At 57.7% G+C, this 21,932-nt stretch carries 10 protein-coding genes and 1 riboswitch; of the genes, 2 read left to right on the forward strand and 8 right to left on the reverse strand.

What is annotated here, in order from left to right; all coding sequences use genetic code 11:
- Window positions 1-64: 64 nt before the first annotated feature.
- The 7 genes from RAM15_RS08250 to RAM15_RS08280 form a co-directional block, all read right to left on the reverse strand.
- Window positions 65-3,445: an endo-alpha-N-acetylgalactosaminidase family protein gene (locus RAM15_RS08250; protein WP_306221507.1), complete on the reverse strand. Its 3,381-nt coding sequence runs from the start codon at window positions 3,443-3,445 to the stop codon at window positions 65-67.
- Between the two features lie 38 nt (window positions 3,446-3,483).
- The gene (locus tag RAM15_RS08255; protein WP_306221508.1) at window positions 3,484-4,956 is read right to left on the reverse strand and encodes a UDP-glucose--hexose-1-phosphate uridylyltransferase; all 1,473 of its coding nucleotides are present in this window, start codon (window positions 4,954-4,956) and stop codon (window positions 3,484-3,486) included.
- On the reverse strand, window positions 4,956-6,041 hold the full coding sequence (locus RAM15_RS08260) for a phosphotransferase enzyme family protein (protein ID WP_306221509.1): 1,086 nt from the start codon (window positions 6,039-6,041) through the stop codon (window positions 4,956-4,958). Before RAM15_RS08260 ends, RAM15_RS08255 begins: the two co-directional genes overlap by 1 nt.
- 28 nt (window positions 6,042-6,069) lie before the next feature.
- On the reverse strand, window positions 6,070-8,235 hold the full coding sequence (gnpA, locus tag RAM15_RS08265; RefSeq protein ID WP_306221510.1) for a 1,3-beta-galactosyl-N-acetylhexosamine phosphorylase: 2,166 nt from the start codon (window positions 8,233-8,235) through the stop codon (window positions 6,070-6,072).
- Between the two features lie 66 nt (window positions 8,236-8,301).
- Window positions 8,302-9,237, reverse strand: coding sequence for a carbohydrate ABC transporter permease (locus RAM15_RS08270; protein ID WP_198199416.1), 936 nt, complete (start codon window positions 9,235-9,237; stop codon window positions 8,302-8,304).
- On the reverse strand, window positions 9,234-10,190 hold the full coding sequence (locus RAM15_RS08275) for a carbohydrate ABC transporter permease (protein WP_198199414.1): 957 nt from the start codon (window positions 10,188-10,190) through the stop codon (window positions 9,234-9,236). Before RAM15_RS08275 ends, RAM15_RS08270 begins: the two co-directional genes overlap by 4 nt.
- 143 nt (window positions 10,191-10,333) lie before the next feature.
- Entirely contained in the window at window positions 10,334-11,659 is a 1,326-nt protein-coding gene (locus RAM15_RS08280) for an ABC transporter substrate-binding protein (protein WP_306221511.1), read from the reverse strand.
- Between the two features lie 311 nt (window positions 11,660-11,970).
- A riboswitch (Lysine riboswitch) is annotated at window positions 11,971-12,149 on the forward strand.
- Between the two features lie 180 nt (window positions 12,150-12,329).
- On the opposite strand from RAM15_RS08280, the gene RAM15_RS08285 reads away from it, so the two are divergent.
- Both RAM15_RS08285 and RAM15_RS08290 read left to right on the forward strand, forming a co-directional pair.
- Window positions 12,330-13,721 carry an amino acid permease gene (locus tag RAM15_RS08285; protein ID WP_372338686.1) on the forward strand — a complete coding sequence of 464 codons (1,392 nt, stop codon included), beginning with the start codon at window positions 12,330-12,332 and terminating at the stop codon, window positions 13,719-13,721.
- A 204-nt stretch (window positions 13,722-13,925) separates the two neighbouring features.
- Window positions 13,926-15,431 carry an amino acid permease gene (locus RAM15_RS08290; RefSeq protein ID WP_306221513.1) on the forward strand — a complete coding sequence of 502 codons (1,506 nt, stop codon included), beginning with the start codon at window positions 13,926-13,928 and terminating at the stop codon, window positions 15,429-15,431.
- A gap of 204 nt (window positions 15,432-15,635) precedes the next feature.
- Here RAM15_RS08290 and RAM15_RS08295 read toward each other — a convergent pair whose 3' ends face one another.
- Entirely contained in the window at window positions 15,636-21,437 is a 5,802-nt protein-coding gene (locus RAM15_RS08295) for an Ig-like domain-containing protein (RefSeq protein WP_306221514.1), read from the reverse strand.
- Window positions 21,438-21,932 lie beyond the last annotated feature (495 nt).

A 21,932-nucleotide genomic window follows, 5' to 3' on the forward strand; every position in this document is an offset into this window, starting at 1 on the left:
GTGGTCAAGAACAAGCTAGGCAAATTGACCCCGCCGACCGCAATCCTTACTTACGAGTCTTGTGCTACAAACTGGTAATCCGCAGATTATCGAGAACCAGATCCTGGTAGCCAGCCATGTTGGCCTCCGAGCCGCTGCTGCCTTCCAGATCTGGTTGTCTGTCAGTGGAGTAAATGCCGAACCAGGTATCGCCATTCGGATCGCCAGTCAGCTCGAACTCGCATCTGGCGGTGACCCCCAGAGCCTTATGCAGGGGATGCAGATGCAGGTTCAGGTCCTCACCGGAATACTCGCCTCTTCCTGTTGCCAGGGCGTATATGCCGTCTGATCCGCACTGGTAGTCGAACGAGACCCTGTAGTGTCGGCCCGGCGCAAAGGGGACGTTTTGGGGAATGGTCTGGAAGAGGAGAGCGCGTCTTCCAGTCAGACCGTTGACTTTCAGAGACCAGTTACCCTGGAGGACATCATTCATCCTTTTGACCGTCCACCCGGCCTGAGTGAAAGGCTCATGCAGCTGGGCCAGGTGGATTCGGTTGTCTTCCACCCCTTCGGCCCCAGCCACCACAAAGGGCCAGATGCCCTGGACATTATCTTCAAAATCACAGGTAAGCTCAGCCAGATGACCGTCCTGGTCCAGGCTGATGCCGTCATAGTCGTTCTCGACCAGGCGGATGTCATCAAGATAGGCGGCGCCCTCCCCTTCATGCACCAAGGCCAGACGGGTCTGCCCACCCTTGGGCGCCGTGAAGAAGAGGTAGGCATTCTGAAAGTAGCTGCTGCCGTCAATCGTTGGAGCATCAGTGTTATGGGCGTAAGCCTTGACATAGTTTTTGGCAATGCTCGGGCCGCTCATATTGCGAGCCAACACACCACCCTGGTCCGCCTCCACACCCAGCTCGACCTGGCCGCCACGGTTGTCAAGCCCTAGATAGAGGGCATACCGTCTGCCTGGCACCAGGCTGGTCAGGGGTTGCACAGCACAGACCGAACCCTCAAGCCGGAGCATGGAATTGGCGCACTGGCCCTTGGTGATCGAAGCACGCCCGGGCCCCTTCACGGACCAGACCGACTGGAACAGCCTTTCACCGCCGTTGAACCCTGCATCCACTAGATGCTCTCCCGACCAGTCCACCTGGACTCCCTGGCCCGCATGCCGGCAGACCAAGTAGGATGTTCTGGGCTTGGCATCCAAGGTGAGGCTCCCCTGCACCACCGGAATCTCCCTTGGCTCCGATCTGCCCTGGTCGGTCAGCCGGTAGACGATGACGGTAGAGGCATCGCTCCACGATTCCGGGAGCTCCCAGGTAGTTGAGCCGCCAGCAGTATTCCAGTGGTAGAGCTTCTGCTCATCCGGATCAAGCAGGTCCCCTGTATTGGCATCCCAGACCCAGGGCAGCAGATACGCCCCTGCGCCGGTTCCAGTTTCAATCCCAGGCTTGTCGGCCTTGGGGTCGTTGGCCTCCAGATCACCGACAAGAACCACGCGGCCATTCAGTTTCATCGTGCGCTCGCGGTAGGCGGGTGATACCTGCTCATTGGAACCCCTGGAGATAATCAGTCTGTCACCTTGATCATTGACCAGCTCGATCTGTTCATTGCCCTGATTCCTGGTCGAATCATGGACGGAATCGACGTTGATTGGGTCGTTGTACCAGGCCATGATTCTGAAGTGCTGGATGAACTTGGTCGAGAGATCGCAGGTGTAGAGGTTATCCATATAGGCATCGAAGTCGTTGCGCCCCTGCCAGCCCTCGAAGTCCTTCATGCTGTAGCCGCCCAGGAGCGGGGCGTTGGCTGCGCCTCCGAAGGCTCGGTGATCACCTATCCAGCTGTCCTTCTGGTGGTTGCGCAGAAAGCGCATGACCTGGGAGTTCTCACCTTTGTCGTGGGGGGATCCATAGGTCAAATCCAGGGACCAATGCTGGAAGGCGGCATCATACTCATTGGCCGAAGCGTACTCCGTGCCAATCCCCCACCCGTTATCGGTCAAAATCTTCGAGAGCTGCCGGGTTTGCCAGGAATCCTCCTCCCCCGAGGTCCCATCACCCCAGACATCCACGTACACGAAGTCCATCCTGTCACCGACCTCACGGGCAAGGGCGGCAAAGCGTTCCCTCCTGGCGCCCGAGGCCAGGTCGTAGATGCCATCGATGCCCACGGTCTGGTCCAGCCAGTTCCAGCCGTAGCAGAGGCCGCCCTTGTCATCCCTGCGGATCATGTCTTCGGAAAAGGCCTTGGCCTCGGGAAACATCTCGTCCACATTGACGTGGACTCCGAACCGGGCACCATAGGCCTTGCCCCTGTCCATCAAGGCATTCATATCCTTGACTCCGCCCATTCGTCGACCGATGTCGTCGTAGTCCGGATGGCCGGAGTCGTGGCCCTCGTTGCCATATCCCTTGAGAAGGACGGACTGACCCAGGCCATCGGTAGCCAGGGCAACCCGCTTGACGTTATCCAAGGTCGTCATGAAGGGATTCTGGGCCTGAGAGCCGAAGTTCATGGCTATGCGTCGTGCCACCTGGTCCGGGATGTCATCAGAACCATACGGATTGTTCATGATGTGTCTGAAGGCGATGGCACCATCCTGCCAGTTGACCACCCCGTCATCGTTCAAGTCTCCGGCCAGAGCCACTGCCATGGCGGGCTTGTCTGTCTCCCCAACCGTATAAGAACGTCCGTGGGAATCCTGGACCACCCGGTTGTATATCCAAGGTGCGCTGGTCAGACCGAGGACGGTGACTCCGTCCACCTGATCACGAACAGTCATAACCCTGGTGTTCTGCGCGCCACCGGTTCCTGTTTTGCTGGCCGTGGTCCCGTCGTGTTCGGAGTTGCTCCAGAGGCCGGCACTGAGGCCATCTGCGGAGAGGAAGCCATACATGTAGTCCTGCCCAATAGGATCCTCCTCCATCTGCTCAGTGACCGCCCGGTGTACATCGCCACTGATGGAGACGTCTGCAGACATGCGAGCGCCAGTAAACTCCGCATCCGCCTGAGTGCTGGTCACGGAAATCAGGCATTGTCCAGGGAAAGCCACCGTCTGGACTGGATGGTCGGGGCCGGCCTGGTTCCCAATCGAGATCACTTCGAATCTCAGAGAGGCTTCCTCGACTGAGATACGGACCGCCAAAACCGCATCGATCCCCTGACCTGCAGCAATCACATGAAGTCGATAGACCAGACTGGTCTCATTCTCCCGCTCCAGCTCCACCTTGTCAGGACCCAGCTCGATCTCGATGCCGTTGATGGCCACCAGACGCAGATCCCGGACCTGCCCAAGCATGGTTCTTTCAGCCTGAGGCGTCTTCAACCGATAGTCAATCACCGAAGGAAAGTCGGGCCTGAGACGCACTTCCATTACTTGAGTGCGCACGGTCTCCCAGGAGTCCGTGGCGCCCGGCCTCGCGATCGGTTGGTTTCCGCCCATGATTGTTCCGCCCATCGGTCATCCCCTGTCATTGGTGTTATTCATCTACGCCACTACCGGCAACCCAGCCCCCGCAGGAACTCCTCGGTCTGTTCGGGCCGCTTAAAGACTGCGGTGTTGCCCAGGATCCGGGCGCAGACACTGCCGATCTCACTCTTAAGGGCCTCATGGACCTGGTCCGGATCATGCGAACCCTGCAGAGTCTTGGTAATTTCGCCATACTCCAAGCTGAAGTCGGCTACTTGTTCGGGAAGCCCGGTACCTGCCACCAGGGCCTCTTCCAGGCAGGCAAGCTGGCCGACCAGCCTTCCGGGCAGGACGAAGAGCCCCTGGGCCTCGATCAGCCCGATGGGTTCCTGTTTGACCGGATAGAACTCCGGGTGAACGTGGAAGATGCCATCTGGGAACTCCGGACTGACACCGTTATTGCGCAGGATCAGGCTCATCTCGTAGCCTCGGTCGGTCTTGACCAGGCTGGGCGAAAGGGCTGATTGCCGTCCTTCTGGCCCCTGGCTGGCGATGTTTAGGTCCGGGTTGTCGTAATCCACCCATGCCTGCCTGACGGCCTCACTGACCTCGATGATCTCCTGCCGTGACGGCGAAACCACTCTGACCACGGTCCCCGGCCAGTCCAGAATCTCGATAGGGGTATCAGAGTGGCCGCCCAAGTGCAGGGTTCGCCAAGCCCCGGCCTGATGCATGGGCAGGCGTTCTCCTCCGCCCTGATAGTGGTCATGGGCCAGAACGGATCCGCCAATGCGGGGCAGGGCGGCGTTGCAGCCTAGGAAGTAGCCGGGAAAACGGTCCACAAAATCCAGCAGGTTCCCGAAGGTGTCCCTGTCCACGTGCATGGGGGTGTGATCAGCGTTGACACAGATGCCATGCTCACGAAAGTACCCATAGGGCGAGAACTGCCAGAACCAGTCATGCCCGCCCAAGGTCAGAGGGATGGTCCTCAATGTGCGCTTGTCACGCCCGGCGAAGCCTTCATTTTCATGGCAGATGGTGCACTTGGGGTACCCGCCTGCGGTGCTGTTGCCAGCCGCAGCCTTCTTCATATCCTTGAATTCCGGCTTGGCCAGGTTGATGGTGACCACCACGCCCCCGGAGGAGAAACGAGGGTTCCTATCCAGGCGGGACTTTTTGATGTAGGTGTTTTTGACGCAATAGTCGTAGAACCAGTGCATGGCGGCCATACCACCCTGGGCTCCCTCCACCTGCGTGAAGCGCCGCTGCAGATGGGATGGCCTGGAGGACAGGATTCCCATGACCGTATCTGCCATGGAGGGGGCATCATCCCGAGCCATAAGTCCGGCACCCACCAAGGCCTGTATAAAGGATTCCAGGAGTTCATCGACGCCACCGGAGGCGGGATCAGCAGGTCCATCCCCGGAATCGTAGGAGTCCAAGGAGAAAAGCGCCAGGATCTGATTGCGAGCCCAGTCGACATCGGACGGGTCCAGGTCCAGACAGGCACAGGCGTACCCGATCAGAGCGTCAAGGCTCCGGTAAACCCGATTCAGCATCAGCTCCTCACCTCTTCGACCACCTGGGCGGTCATCTCCTGCATTTGAGCATCGTCAGCCTCCATCTCCTCGACCAAGCGCATCTGGGTATGGGTCCGCACCAGATTGTGCTCCGGGTAGGCGGTGGCGAAATAGGTGTCGCCCTGAAGGTAGTCGGTCAGAAAACGCATGCCGCACTCCAGGGTCATAATCCTGCAGGAAGCCGGGAAGAGGCTCAGCTCCCGATCCACAGCCTTGCCGGCCACGGCTCCCAGGAACCCTTGAGCATAGGCACGGTAAAGATCGGGGTTGAAATGAACCTTATCCAGATCCCGCTCATCCTCCAGGGCTGTCGAAGCGCCGAAACGGATGGAGTCGCCGAAATCGAAGAGCATGGATCCAGGCATGATCGTGTCCAGGTCGATGATGGCCCTGGCCTTACCGGTGGCGGCATCCATGAGGATGTTGTTGAGCTTGGTGTCATTATGGGTGACCCTGAGTGGAATGGATCCATCGGCCAGCCCCTCCATGATGACCGGGTACTGGTCGGCACGTTCCATATACCAGTCGATCTCGGTCCGACAGGTGGATGCCCTACCTTTGATGTCTTCCTGAACAGCCTGTTTGAAGGTCTCGAACCGTTTGGGGGTGTCATGGAAGTGGGCGATGGTCTCGGTCAGCTGAGAGGCATCGAAGAGCGCCAGGGAGTTCTGGAATCGTCCGAAAGCCTGGCCTGCTTCCTTGAAAACATTTGGGCTAGGGAGCAGATCGTAGGAGATCGTGTTCTCGATGAAGGCATAGACCCGCCAGGCCCCACTTGCCAGCTCGCAGTAGGTATTGCCCTCTCTATTGCGGATGATGTCCAGGGTCTCCTGACCCTGCGAGCGCAGAAATTCGGTCACCAACTCGATGTTGCGCATCAGGGAGGCCGTATCGGGGAAAACCGAGGTGTTCATTCGCTGCAGAATGTAACGACGCTTGTCCGTCTGTATCAGATAAGTCTGATTGATGTGCCCGTTGCCATAAGGCGCAATGCTCTCCACACGCCCTTCGAGTGGGTAGCGGGAAGCAACCGCGGCCAGCTCCTGATCCTGAACCGTCGTCATAATAGCCCCTTTCCTGCCGAACCTGCCCTTATGCCTGCTGCCAGACCATGGCGCTGGGTTCCAGAGCAATGTCTCTGACCTGGCCGTCCGCCTGACGAACGCTGGTCTCCTGGGGCAAGTCGGTGTTGTTGACGACGCAGTAGACGCCCTCCTGCGGGAAGTAGGCCACCTCGCAATGAGGATTGGTGCAGCTCCAGTCCCCGTACCGATCCTGTCGCCCACTGGCGTAGAAGAGGATCCGTTCAAGAAGCCTGGCGTTGACGGCCGAATAGGGCAGCCCGGAAAGGTAGACCCCACGGCCCATGCCATACTGGTTGACCGCCAGCTGCACCTGACCCTGGTCGGCCCTGAGCAGGGTGACATCCTCGTTGATGGGGTAGGTGTTCACTACGGGCTCTCCGAAGTCCGCCTTGTCGTCCTCGGGCAGATCGGCGGTGATGAAGTGCTCCTTGGCGACTTTCGGGAAGTACTTGTCTACCGAAAGGGTGTGGAAACGCTCCTGATCAACCCCGAAAACGTCGGCTAATTGGAAGAAGCGCCCTTCTCTTTCCAGAGCAGTCGGCTGGCCTATGCCGACCAGGGCCCCTCCCCCGTCGACCCAGGCTCGCAGGGTCTCCAGCAGGGCAGGACTCTTCCAGACCCCGCCACCACTGAAGGCTGTATCAGCTGGACCACCGGTGATGATCACATCCAGGTCATGATCCACGCCGTGGGCCAGAATGTCGCCGAAGCTGATGAAGCGGACGTTCACCCTCATGCCCGACAGTGCCTCCAGAACCCCGTAGTAGGAGTAGGTCTGCTTGTTGGGCAGGGCGTGCGCCACTGTGTAGGCCATCCAGGACCGCATGGCGCCCCAGGAATTCAGCACCGCCACATTGAGCTGGCCCTGTGCCGCCCTCCCCTGGGTCCTGTCGTGCAGATCGCGGAACTCGTCTGCGATGCTCGCCACGGTCTGAACGAACTTGGGGAACTTGGCCGCCAGGGATGGGTAGCCGCCGTAGCCCATGCGCGATATGGGGCTGCGCAGGATGGCCCTACGGGCCTTGCGCCAATTGTCCAGCCCCTCGATGCTGGGATCGTTGCCCTCATGGAAGGTATCTGGGAAGAAGTAAGGCAGAAAACGACCTTCGGTGTAGCGGACCCCGGGAATATCGGAGATCATGCGCAGGGTGGTGCCGTCGCCCACGGATCCGACCACAGCATCCAGACCCAGCTTCTCGAAGCCCGGCTTGTAGGGCTCGGTGCCGATCCACTGGTCTCCTAGGAACATCATGGCTTCCTTGCCTGCCTGGTGGGTCATGTCGACCATGGTCTTCACATTCTCCCGCACGAAATCCGAGAGGAAATCGATCCAATCGCGCTGTGCCCTGCCAGGAATGCAGAAGGAGGAGTTGTAGCTGCCCTTGTTGATGAAGTCCTCTGGACGAAGACGGTAACCGTACCGGGTCTCGAAGTCATCCAAGGCCTGAGGGGAGACCGTACAGGCATATCCGAACCAGTCCACCAGCTTCTCCCGGTGGAGCTGGTCGAAGATCAGCGTGAACTGGTAGAAGAAGGTGGTGAACCGGACCACGTCGGTCGCCGGGTTCTCATCCAGCCACTGCCGATAGGCATCCATGACGAACTTTCGGGTGGCAGGGTGGTAGATGTCCAGGGGAATCTCGTGTTCCTTGTCGCCCCAGTTGTTGGTCAGGTGGTTGTACATTTCGACAGGATCCCAGATGATGTAGGCCAGGAAGGATGCCGTGTACTCATGCATGGGGGTGGCCCCGGTCACGCGAACCAGGTCCTGATCCGGATCCAGGCTCCACTCCGACTGGTCCAGGACCCTCCCGGCGGTGCGGTCAATGACCTCCCAGTACCGGTGGGGGTCGGCATCCCTGTTGGGCCTGAGCTGCTGGTCGAAGTAGCGGTCCATCAAGGGAATCTGCACTTGGTCTTCGTGGGCCAGTATGCGCTCAGACATGAGGTAGACCTGTGGGGTCTCATCCATGTGCTTGCAGATCCACTCGTTGTGGGCGCGAGTAGGGAAGTAGGCGCTGTACACCTTCATCCCTAAGTTCAGCAGCTCCTGGTCCAAGCGGGTGCCGTCCGAGTTACGAATGGCATCCGCGCCCCAGAGCTTGGCCAGTTCCTTGGTCTTTTCGGCAAAGTTCTCTTCGCCCGGCAGGGTAAAGCGCCCGGTCGTGGTCATCGAATCAAATCTCCTTGGAATATCTCGTAACGGAATGACTGAAAAACTGTGTGCAGCCTTGGACCCTTACTCCTTGACCGAACCGGCGGTCAGTCCAGCCTGCCAGAACCGCTGCAGGCAGAAGAAGAGGATGATCACCGGCAGAACACCCAGCAGGGACCCCATCATCAGCGCCCCTCGATCGGTAAAGACCGGCAGAGAGACCAGACCATAGAGGCCAAGGGTCACCGGGAAGAGGTTCTCGCTGGAGAGCATCATCAACGGCAGGAGGAAGTTGTTCCAAGTGGCCACGAAGAGGAAGAGGAAGATCGTGACCATGGCGGGCGCAAGAATCCTCAGCACAATCGTGAAGAAGATCCTGGCCTCACCAGCACCGTCGATCCTGGCCGCCTCCAGAAGCTCGGTAGGGACCGAACTCTGGGCGTATACCCTTCCAAGGAAGAAACCGAATGGCGAGACCGAGCAGGGGATGATCACTGCCAGCATGGTGTTGCTCAGATGCAGGGCGTTGAAGATGGAGTACTGGGGGATGGTCATCAGCGCCGAGGGCATCAGCAGGGCGGACATGGCGATGGTCATGACGACGCCCCTGCCCCGGAATTGGAACTTGGCTGTGCCATATCCGGCCATGACCGAAACCACCGTGCCAATCAGGGCGGAGACCCCCGAGTAGATCAAGGAATTGAAGACCCAGTGCCAGAACTGTGAATGGGTCCAGCCCAGGAGAATCGAGTAGTTGGTGGCCACCGCCTGGGGAATCTTCTTCAGGTCGACCGCAAACCAAAGGCCGTTGCTGCTGACCAGCTGGGAGGGCGACTTGGTAGAGGCGATGATGGCCCAATAAATGGGAAAGAGGAAGTAGATCAGGGCGAAGACCAGGACCACGATGGTAGTGATCTTGACCACCTTGGTGGGCCTCATGGAGCGGGGCAGTTCATCGGCCTTCTGCTTGAGGAGCTTCTCCTGCTTTTTTGCGAGGCGTGCGGGATTGGCCGAGGTCATGATTCGTTCACCTTCCTCTCGATGTATGCGTAGAGGGCGGCAAGGACCCCGGCAATCAGCGCCATGACAATGGCGATGGCTGAAGCCGGACCGTCACCCTTGGGGGTGAGGATGCCTCGTGACGTGTTCATGGCCATCATCATAGGGGTGTAGGAGTTCGATATGCCCTTGTCGACGGTCTGCATGACCTGGGGCTCGTTGAAGAGCTGGATGCTGCCGATGATGGACAGGAGCATGGCCAGGAGGGCGGCCCCCCTGACGTTGGGGAGCTTGATCCTCATGGCGATCTGGAAACCGTTGGCTCCGTCGATCCGGGCAGCCTCATAGAGGTCACGCGGGATGGCCTGGAGGGCTGCCAGGAAGATCAGCATGTTGTAGCCCGTGAAGGTCCAGGTGGTGATGTTGGCCATGGAGGCGATCAGAGCGTTGGATGCGAAGAAGTTGACGTGGATTCCTATGGCTGCCAGGCCCTTGACGATGGGCGAGAACTGGTCGTTGTACAGGAATACCCAGATGATGGCCGCGATCGCGCCCGGGATGGCATAGGGCAGGAAGTAGCCCAACCGATAGGGGGTGACATGCTTGACGATGAAGGAATCCAGGAGCATGGCCAGGGCCAGGGCGGCGATGATCATGACCGGGACCTGGATGACCGTGTAGATCAGGACCCTGCCGATGCCGGTCCAGAAGGCTGCGGAGGTGACTGTAAATCGGAAGTTCTCCAACCCGACGAACTTATTGATCATCTCGCCCCCGCCGTAGGCGCCGCCGCCCGAAGCCACCTGCTGGAAGAAGCTCATATAGACGGCATAGGCGATGGGGATGATGAAGACAATCGCAAAGAGGATGCAGAAAGGCATCATGAATGCCCAACCCGTCCGTTCGTTGCGTTTGACGATCTCGGATCTCCCCTTCTTCTGCGCCCCTGCCTCAGCTGCTGTTCGATGGCTCATGTGAATAACCCATCCTCTCGGAACCTATAAGGCGAGCGACCTTCCAGCAGGCGGGGAACACGGGCCACAGACCCGGGCTCCCCAACCTGGTGAGATTGTCAGGGAAGGCCTCCCTGCTGTATCCGCCGGAGAGCGGTTACCGATCAATCCTTGGCGATCGGAAGGCCATAATCCTTCAGTGTGGCAAGGGAGGTCTTCTGTGCCGCATCGAAGGCATCGGAAACCTTGGCTTGACCCTTGCCGGCCTTGTCGGCAGCCTCGCCGACAGCGCTGCTCACCGCGGAGAATCCGGGCATGTAGTTGAAGGAGCCCATGTTGGCGTTGGCCTTGGCGAACTCCGCCATCACGTCCTGCCCGCCGAAGAACTCGGTCCAGGACTGGGGGGTCTTGGCCTTCTCTGTGGAAGCCGCGACGATCAGACCCTGAGAGGTCAGATCAGGCACCTGGGTGTTGAACCAGTCCAGGAACTCCATAGCCTCTGCCTTGTGCTTGGTGCCCTTGATGGCTGCAACGCCCGAACCGCCGTTGGGCCCGGTCTTCTCGCCGTTCTTGAACCAGTCGCCGATCTGGGTGACCCTCCACTGGCCCTTGCCGGCATCACCGATCCAGTCCATCATGATCGGGGCATTCCAGGCGGCATCAATGGTTCCGATGATGGAGCCGTCATGGAAGGCGCCAGCGAAGGAGGGGTCGGTGCTGGGGGTCAGGTTCATCGCTTTGGCATCGAGCAGCTGCTGGTAGAAGTCGGCCGTGGCCTTGGAACCGGGCGTATCAACGTCGACAACCCACTTGCCGTCCTTGATTTTGTACCAGGGAGATGACGCGCCGGACAGGGCGGAGAAGGCCATGCCTGCACCATCGGGCTGGTAGGTCATGATGTACTTGCCCTGAGCGGCTGCCTTCTTGGCCGATTCGATGAATTCCTCGGCCGTGGTGGGGACCTTAATGCCCAGCTTGTCAAATTCAGTCTTGTTGTAGTAGTAGACCATGGGGCCGGTATCCTGGGGCAGGCCGAAGACCTTGCCGTCCACGCTCATGAGCTTGTTGGGACCCTCTGCAAAGTCTTTGGAGTACTTGCCGGCCTCTGCGGTGACATCCTCGACGATGCCCTTGGTATAGACCTCAGGCAGCTCAGCGTAGCCCACCTGGGCCAGATCGGGAGCATTGCCGGCCTTGACGTCGGTCTCCAGCTTCTTGATCAGGTCGCCGGGGCTGCCGTTAAACTTAGTGGCCTTAACCTGGATGTTCGGGTGATCCTTGTTCCACCTGGCCACGGTGTCCTTGACCATGGTCATGCCCTGCTTGTCAGGAAGACGATGCAAGTATGTCAGTTCGACCTTGCCGCCCGACTTGGTGTCACCGCTCTTGTTGGCATCGGATCCGCCGGAGGAACCACACCCGGCCAGCGCCATGCTTAAGGCCGCGACTGCAGCCATGGCCGCCATTATGCGTTTGTTGCTGGTTCTCATCTAGACTCACCCCTTCACAAAAACATCATTGTCTTACCTCGAAGTTCACATTCAGTATAGCAGTACTTATTTGCAAGGATAGTTTATTAATTCAATTATAAGAAATGTAGATTTAGCAAAGCAGTGCTAAACCACGGGATTTTCATTTGATTACCTTCGTTCACAATTGATATCGATCTATTGGATCCAATGCGTTCTAAGCGAGAGTAGTGATTTGCGGTAGCGGCGCTTTCGACGACTTCACCCTATGCCCTATAGGCGAGCGATCCGGCCTTGTCTGAGAATCCATCTATGCTTACCCGTAATTGCAAAGCCACTGAAGAGGTCGCCGAACCTATCAGTAACCGGGATCAGACAGTGCGGTGTCGCCTATTCCCGGCGAAAGGATGTCCGGCCGAAACGGTTCGGATCCGCCCATCCGACCCGTTGGGCCCGGGTCGAACAGGTCCGGGACTGTCGCAACCCGATGTTGCGGAGCGCTATGTGCAGTGTCACAGACAGGCAACCCGCCTGGATTCCGCCTGAGCGGAACTGGCCGGAACCGTCGTCATAGGGCTCTCAGGTCAGTTCGAGGAGAAGAGCAGCCATGGCGACCAGGCAGGGCGGAAAGGTCAGCCCCTCCACATCCGACGACCGGGTCCAACGCAACCTCAAGACCCGACACGTCACCATGATCGCCCTGGGCGGCTGCATCGGCACCGGCCTGTTCATGACTTCCGGCTCCACTATTGCCAAGGCCGGACCGGGAGGCGCGCTGGTGGCCTACGCGGCCATGGGCCTCATGGTCTACTTCCTGATGACCAGCCTGGGCGAACTGGCCACCCACCTGCCCACTTCCGGCTCCTTCGCCGCCTACAATGCCCGCTATGTGGATCCGGCACTGGGCTTCGCCATGGGCTGGAACTACTGGCTGAACTGGGCCATCACCGTGGCTGTGGACATCTCCACCGCCGCCCTGCTGATCCAGTACTGGCTGCCCCACACCCCAGGATGGGTCTGGAGCCTGCTGGTCCTGGTGGTCATTTTCCTGATCAACGCCCTGACCGTGTCCACCTTTGGCGAGACCGAGTTCTGGCTCTCCCTGATCAAGGTAGTGACAGTGATCGTCTTCCTGGCCATCGGTCTGGCCATGATCTGCGGAATCATGTTTCGCCCGGCCGTGGGCCTAGGCAACTTCACCTACAAGGATGCCCCCTTTGTGGGCGGATTCCCCGCCATCCTCAACGTCTTTTTGATTGCAGGCTTCTCCTTCCAGGGCACCGAGCTGATCGGCGTCACGGCTGGCGAGTCCGAAAACCCCGGCAAGGCGGTTCCCAAGGCCATCAATGACGTCTTCTGGAGGATCCTGCTCTTTTATATTTTGTCCATCTTCGTCATCGCTGCGCTGATCCCCTACACCAGCCCTAATCTGCTGAGCTCCGCCGAGGGGGACATCGCCATGTCGCCCTTCACCATGGTCTTCCAACGGGCCGGCCTGGCCTCGGCAGCCAGCGTCATGAACGCCATCATCCTGACCTCGGTCCTCTCGTCCGCCAATTCAGGGGTCTACGCCTCCACCCGGATGCTCTACGCCCTTGCCAAGGACCATTACGCCCCGGCCTTCTTCGGGCACACCACCCGTCATGGCATCCCCATGGCCTCGCTGGTCGCCACTCTCGTGGTCTCCCTGGCCACCTTCGCCGCCAGCATCTTCGGCCAGCGGATCTACATGTGGCTGGTGGCCGCCTCGGGGCTCACCGGATTCATCGTCTGGATCGGCATCGCACTCAGCCACTATCGCTTCCGCCGCGCCTGGGTGGTCCAGGGCCACCGGGTTGAGGAGCTGCGCTACCATGCCAAGCTCTTCCCCCTGGGGCCCATCCTGGCCCTGATTCTGTGCATCATCGTCATCGGCGGGCAGAACATCGAGGCCTTCGTCAACTGGAACTGGCAGGAGATCGGCGTCACCTACATCAGCGTGCCCCTGGTGCTTGCGCTCTACCTGGGCTACAAGATCCGATACCATACCCGTATCGTTCCCCTGAAGGAGATGGATTTGAGCGGGGATCCGGAATCGCTATGAAAGATTTGTCAACTAGCATGACACATTATGACCATGGGAGCTGGAAAGCCACACCAATGGCATAGACTCCCTAAGCGTTCGAGGACCGGCTCAAGGACCCGGCCATATGAATCTGTTCCGGCATCCAGCCGGCATATCAGGAATCGCAATTTCAGTACGACCCCGGACTCCCCGGTGCGTCGCCCAGCCAAAAGGAGGAGGATCATGACGCGGAACACCAGCAATGCAGCGTCGAACACCAATCAATCCGACCGGGCCGGGCAAGAGCATCATGGCTACGGCAGCGTCAAGCGCAACCTCAAGACCCGCCACATCTCCATGATCGCCCTGGGCGGCTGCATCGGCACGGGCCTGTTCATGACCTCCGGCTCCACCATTTCCACAGCCGGCCCCGGCGGCGGACTTCTGGCCTACATAGCCATGGGCGTCATGGTCTACTTCCTGATGACCAGCCTGGGCGAGCTGGCCACCCACCTGCCGGTGTCGGGATCCTTCGCCGCCTACAGCGCCCGCTACGTGGATCCGGCCCTGGGCTTTGCCATGGGCTGGGACTACTGGCTGAACTGGACCATCTCGGGTGCCGTGGACATCTCCACCGCCGCCCTGCTGATCCAGTACTGGCTGCCCCACACCCCGGGATGGATCTGGAGCCTGCTGGTCCTGGTCATCGTCTTCCTGATCAACGCCCTGACGGTCTCCGCTTTCGGGGAGACCGAATTCTGGCTCTCACTGATCAAGGTGGCCACCATCATTGTCTTCCTGGTCATCGGCATGGCCATGATCTGCGGAATCATGTTCCAGCCGGCGGTCGGCCTGAAGAACTTCACCTACAAGGATGCCCCCTTCGTGGGAGGCTTCCCGGCCATCATGAGCGTCTTCCTGATCGCCGGCTATTCCTTCCAGGGCACCGAGGTGGTAGGCGTGACCGCTGGCGAGTCCGAGAACCCCGGCAAGGCGGTCCCCAAAGCCATCAACGACGTCTTCTGGCGGATCCTGCTCTTCTATGTGCTGTCCATCTTCGTTATCGCTGCCCTGATCCCCTACACCAGCCCCAACCTCCTGGGAGCCTCTGACGGGAACATCGCCATGTCGCCATTCACCCTGGTCTTCCAGCGGGCCGGCCTGGCCTCGGCGGCCAGCGTCATGAACGCGGTGGTGCTGACATCCATCCTCTCGGCCGTCAACACCGGGGCCTACGCCTCCAGCCGCATGCTCTACGGACTGGCCAAGGACCACTATGCCCCGGCCATCTTCGCCAGGACTACCAAGAGGGGCATCCCCCTGGCGGCCCTGGTAGCCACGGTCTGCATGTCCCTGGCCACCTTCGCCTCCAGCATCTTCGGCCAGTCCTTCTACATGTGGCTGGTGACCGCTACCGGGCTGACTGGCTTCATCGCCTGGATCGGCATCGCCCTGAGCCACTTCCGCTTCCGGAGGGCCTTCAAGCTCCAGGGGCACGACCTGAGCGAGCTCAAGTACCACTCCAAGCTCTATCCGCTGGGCCCGGTCCTGGCCATGGTGCTCTGCGTCATCGTCATCGCCGGACAGGACATCCCCTCCCTGCTCAGCCTGAACTGGTCGCACATGGCCATGACCTACTTCAGCGTGGTCCTGGTCCTGGCCCTCTACCTGGGCTTCAAGTTCGTCAACCACACCAAGATCGTGCGTCTCAAGGACATGGACGTGTCCGGCGCCGAATCCGCCCGCTGAAGCAGCAGATATAGCGGACGCCCTCACAGAAAGGCCACGTCCTCTATAACAAAGGATGCCCCTATCCAAATGGTATTGACCATCTGGATAGGGGCACCGCTATGCCGGGGACACAGATCCCCTAGCCCGAATGCTTCATCTCACTGGAACATGCAAGGTGATCCATCCGTAGGGTACGGGATTGATATACCGGCAGCGGGCGGTTCATCGCTCTGTCCTCCTTCGATTCCACAGAATCGCCACGGCTCCCGCCAATAGCAAGGCGGCTGCAGACAGCGTAAGTACACGGACGGCGACACCTGTGGAGGTCAGCGTTCCACTTTTCCCGTCGGTCTGCTTCTGAAAATCAGCTACCTCACGGAGCAAGCCTTCGAGTTCGCTGATTGCTGCATCAACCTGCGCCTGCGTAGCATGAGGATCCGCCATCACCTTTCGTGCCCCTGCCACAGCCCGTGCCAGACGCTCAGACAGTGCGGGAGAGCCTGCTATAGGCTGCAACTTTCCTGCCTGGTCGAGGACCGCCTTAAGACGGCTCTTATCAACCTTCGCGGAGCCATGATCATCTGCATTCAGAGCTTGCAATGATGCCTGCGCCTGCATTAAATCGGACACAGCTCGATCCACCTGATCTTGAGTCGCGCTTTCATCGTTCAACACACCTTTGGCACGACTTAGCGCTTTGGAAAATTCCTGCCAGGACTGAGTGGTATAAGCCTTCTCCTGCAAGGTATCAGCCTCATTGACGGCTTTTTGCAGCGTTCGCTTATCAGCGGCAGGCCGTACCGAGGCTTTGCTCTTCAAACCTTTGATAGCTTGTTGCAAAGTTGCTGTGGCAGCATCGACCGCAGCCTGTCCCGCTTCCGGATCAAGCTGAAGACCCCGTGCCTTGTCAAGAGCAGTGCGAAGAGCAGCTACTGTGTCCTCCGTATAATCACTCTGTCTGATTGAGCCAGCCTGATTGATTGCCTCAGTCAGATGCTCTTTATCTGCACGTTTCGTCAAAGCCTGCTGTGCCGTTGCAAGCTTATTGAACGCATCATCGACATCTTTCTGCATAGCCTTTGCATCGTCCAGCACTGTTCGAGCGCCTTTCAAAGCCGAGCTAAAGTCACCCCAGGTCGCTGGCGTGTAGTCTTCCTCCTGGATGGCAGCTGCTTCCTTGACCAGATTTGCAAGATTAGTCTTGTCGACTTTCTCTGCCTGGTCCGGAGCGTGCACCTGCCATTCCGCTACCGCAACGCCAAAGGTTCCAGTGCCTTGATGAGGATCTAGAACCAGGCGCAACTTATCGGTGTATACAGGGGTAAATTCGGCAGTGCTCCAACCGCCATGGTCGGTGGCGTGATGCGCAGGATCATTGCGCACCGTGGTATAGCGGGCATGCTCTACATCCTGGAATTTTCCATTCTCATCCAGATATTGGATCTTCCAATTCCTGGGAATTTCCAATCCACCTTTGCTGTCATTGACAGTACGGAAATTAGCCCAGAACTGCACTCTGCTGGAGTCGATGGTGATTTTATGCGGCCAGTCGTATTCAGCGTACATTCCATCGACCGCCGCTCCCCAGGATCCCCATACTTTGGCATTGACATCAGCATCATCCTCTGATGGCCAAGTGCCATCGACGACTATGCCATCATTGAGCTTGCCTTGTGCAGGTGACCAGGATGCTTCGGCGCTGACCGATGAAGTCGCGGACTTTTCAACCCATCCCACTTCCTTCTGATACCGATCTACAACATGAACGGTCAACTTGGCTCGCGTCCCTGCGGCAACATCAGGCACCGTGCCTTCAACCGAGTAGTCGCCAGGACGCTGCAGATCAATGGCCACCACCTGTTGAGCATCCCAAGTCACCGGCAGTCCGCTTTTGTGGACGCCGTTGTTGTAAATGCCTGTAACTGTGGAAGGCAGACGCAGAAGGGTCCTATCGCTTCCCGTATACACTGTCTGCTCACTTGGTTCGATACCGTTGATAAAGGGACTGTGCAGGTCAGATCGGACCCATACGGTCGCTGTCGATTTCTGTGAGGCACCAATTATAGTGCCAGTCAGTTTGAACTCTCCTTCTGAAGACACCATATCCTTCGTTATCTGAGGCCAGAGCACGGTCAGATTCCTGCGCCAGCCTCCGCCATAGGCCACTTCCACCTTTGACGGCAACTGCGGCACATGACCGATTTCAGTAGGCAAATCCAGGTCAGGCACAGTCAACGGATCCTCAGCATAGGCCTCGAACTCACTGACTCCGACAATGGCGCCCTTGGGGAATACAGCTCGAATCCCATCGGTATCGACCTGGTCAAAAAGCACGGTATTTGGTCCATCCTTATTGACACCATAAACCGAACCGGACCGCAGCTGGACATCCTTCCAGTTCCCGGAAGCCGCGTCATGGTATTGCAGCTTCCACGAACGAGCCATGGGCACCCCGCCATTGTCGGTCCAGAAATACAGTGAGGCCTTGCTGAGAGGAACTTGCCCAGGCCACTGCAACTGCAGCCACGGCTCCTCTCCCGTATGTGGATCCCCCCAATTGTTCCAGCTGAGATTAGGCGTGCCGCTATCGTTGGAGGTATTGCCATCATTGACTACCTTGACATTCCCGCTGGGGAGGTAGCCATTGGTGTAACTGGCTGTAGCCTTGGCCTGAGGGGCTGTATTGAACAGGCCGTCTGACGGGACTCCATGGACCCGGACATCTGCGTGGCTCTCCTTCTGCCCATCCGATGCGGTCAGTCGTAGGACATAGTCCCCTTCCAAATTGAACTTGACCGTGGTGGTCGGCGAGGAGGGATCGGCGAACGTCGCCTTTCCTGGGCCGGAAACCTGGGTCCAATTCGTCGTAAGCCGACCGAGGGGCATACCATCGTCCTTGACGACCCCTGATAGCTGTGCACCTTGCGAGCCGACTTTCGACACATAGGCCTGCACAGAAGGCGGCTGATTCTCCGCAGTAGGTGCAGGGATGCCCGTATGGTAAGCCTCAATCTCTTTCAAACCAGTACGTGCACCAGGTGCATGGGTGAATGTGACCCTCAGTTTTCCAGTCTGTACTGCAGGGAACCTGATCAGGTTGTAATTGGCCTCGGGCACATTGGGCGATCGATATTGCTGCCCGACTTGCTTCCACTGACCGGCTGCATCCTGATACTCCAACCGATACATAGTGGGTTCCGCATATCCCTGAATAGTAAAGTTCGCCGCTGTCTTATAAAAATAGAGACGGATTTCATCGACAGTCGATTGCCCTGCCAAACTCACCTCTAGGGAATCGGTAGCGTTCGGCGAACCAGAGGTCCCCCAGAAGGGCTCGTTGATGGTGCTGCCGTCCACGGCGGCACTCGCTGGCTGGTTGGGAGCTTCAAAACTGGCTTTGACCTGAGCTCCACGAGCCAGATCGTTACGGTCAATTGCCCTGGGATCGATGTTGCGGCCCGCCTTGGCAAAGATGTCAGTCACACGCGAATCAGCGGAATAGGTGACATTTTTGGCCTCTGCCAAGGATTCACGGTCGAGAACGACCAAGGTCGCGGATGGATCTGCCTGATCCCCCAACCTGGCCTTTCCCGTATGCGCGTCATAAAGGACATGCGTCAATTTGTCCGAAGTCATGACTCTCCGCCCTGAAAGATAGAGGGAAAATCCAGCTGGCCCATGATAATGACTGCCATCCCGATCCCAGACGATTGTCATATCCTGCCCGTGGTAGCTCAGATTGTTGACAGTGAAATAGTCCCAATTCGGTATGGCTATAGGGTTCAGCTCGATTGTGGAATCCTGCCTTGGCACCAGACCTGCAACATCCTCAATCAAAGTCCAGTTCGTGGTTCCAAGCTGGGTGTGATGGATCCACGACCGATAATCGATTCGTCCGCCATGTTCAGCAGTCGCCGTGTTCCAGAATTCATTTTGATCAGGATACCGGTTATCGCCGCCTTGATAGTGTGCGAAGGCATTCCAATACAGCAGCTTCTTGAACATTTCCTTGCTGATATAACCTTTGTCAGAAGCATGATACCGACGAATGCCTTGGGCATAAATACGGAACAGGGGCACAGAATTGATCACGGAGAAATTGTTGGAGTAAGTTTTCCCCGGGTTGGCTTCGGCTCTGGCTTTCACGTCTTTCTGGTTGGCGGTATAGAAAGGAAAGACGGGGAACTCATCAGCATCGGCAAACAATCTCAGAGCGCTTTCATAATCATCCTTGTAGTCAGCATCCCCCTGAGCCGGCATCAGACCAGCTGCGTATGGATAATAGTTGTTGTTCTCTTTCCACTTGGCGAATTGTCCGTTGTGTTCCCCGATGAACTTATGCTGGATGAGTTTGGTATCCGGGTTCCAAAGCTGCCCGAGAATCTGCGAGCGGATCTCATCTGCGGTACGCGACATCGCCTCCGCGCCTTCACTGTTGCCCGCCGTGGCAAATGCCTCCGAAGCGGCCTTGGCGTTCGCCCAGACCCAAGCGCTTTCGGCCCTGTCCATAGGTTCGCGTTCGTGCTCAAAGAAAGAGACAGCATCAGAATCATTGCCGGTCATGGAAGCCCAGTCCCAGTCGATAAGCTTGTTGCCGTTGCGATTGAAAGATGAATTCTTGGCCCCTATCAGCGCATTGACATCATTGCGCCCATAGGTTCCTATTGCCGCGGCAATGTCGGCGGGACCTCCATGCACCTTGAAAGATTCCCAGGCTGCATCGGTTATATACTGCGTGTAGCTGTTGTTCCAGCTCGTTCCGCCCGGATTATCAACATATTGCCGACTTTTGGATGTCTCACCAGCCGCTACCCAAGAGCCATAAGCATATGTGGGATCACGAAGATACTTCAAATCATTGATGAACATGCAGGTAGTGAGCACAATGGAATTGTTGTATCCAAGCACTCCTTCAATGGCTGCAGGGAACTGGTAGGTATTCCCCGGCATGTTGGCATCGATGAAATTGAAACGGCTGAGCCACCACCGGTAGAAAACCGTCTTGTCAATGTTCGGCTCAGGCGTTTCAATATAAGGGATATTATCCGCCCACCATTTGTTATACGCGGTGACATGAGCCTTATAGGACTCTTCAGGCGTTTGAGAGCGAATACGATCGTACTCTTGCTTGGAGGAAGGAAGCTCCTCGGCAAGCAAACCAAGCTGGATTTTCCCCGTCTGCTCACTGTTGGAGGACAGGTGCAGGTCAGCGGTAAGGTGGCCGTCCTCAGGACGCATGCCACTGCCCGAAAAGCGCGGATAGACGGTAGTCAAATCGCGGTTTGTCTTAACTACTCCCGTCAGCTCATCCCCGTCTTCGCCGCTGGCCAGCGGCGAAGTGGCACGCAAGGTCACATCGTTCGCTCCGCCCTTGTTGATAATTCGGTACTGGGCTACAAGAACATTGTCATTAGTGATGTACTTGACCAATTCCATGGATAAGGACGGATCGTTCGTCTCAAAACTGCCCCGCCAATAACTGGGGGTCTGCTTTCGCTTGTCAGCAACCTCGTGAACAGTCAGCTTTTGCTGTCCCTTATAAAAATCAACGGTAAAAGCGCCCTTGCTGCTGATCGTGTCCTTGTAGGCTACCTCGCCTCCAAACCCGAATACTGATGGTTCATGAGTACGCATATATGCAGCTCGCCCACGCGAAAATAGATACTGGTTCGTATCTGCGCCCTCGTAGGTATAGGTTCCGGCATCGTTGGTCCCCTTGCCTGTCGGCTGGTCGCCTTTTCTGGTGAGAATACGATCAATCCAAAAATCATGGTTGGTATCTGTCCCTGCCCCCTGGGAAAGATCCTTATCAAAGACTTTCGAAAGATAGCCAGAAGAGGGATCATAGGCCTGTCCGCTAGCTGGAATCGGATTATCCACACCGCCGAAATGGGGATACCCGATCTCTGCATTTGCACTGGAATGCTCAGCAGCAGCCGCGGGCAGCACCCCTCCAGTGGCAAGCGTCGCCACCGCGGCAAAGGCGACCACCAGAGAGGTCAATCCTTTAGATAATTTGTACATACCACGTTCCTTTCGGACGCATTTGCAGTCAATCCATGCGACTATCCACATCACTGTGAAGCAGCACAGCCCGGTGCCCAGCAATTTACCAAGGACGAAACAGCGAATGGCATTGATTTTGAGACACCGAACTTAGTGTAAATCAGAGAATGCGCTTTCGCAAGTCAAATATATGATTAATTAAATCTGTTTTCGCGTTTTCGCTTTTATTTTCCTCCTATTGTTTCCTTGCCAGCAGCATTTGGACCATCAAACATGCTGATAATCGGGATCACCGACAGCAGTGGTCCAAAAGTGCTGAAATAATCAGACCTTATTGGACCCTCCAATGGTGGAGAGCGATAGACCGAATCGTTGCTACAGCCTCGTTTGCAACTTCCTCACAAGAAATACGAAGCCGGGTTATTCCCTACCAATAGACGCACAGCACTGCCACACCCATGCGGCCAATACGAGTATCTTGTATGGACCTGCCATCACATAAGCCGCTGGATA

The organism is Bifidobacterium asteroides (assembly GCF_030758775.1).
Lineage (GTDB): Bacteria > Actinomycetota > Actinomycetes > Actinomycetales > Bifidobacteriaceae > Bombiscardovia > Bombiscardovia kimbladii.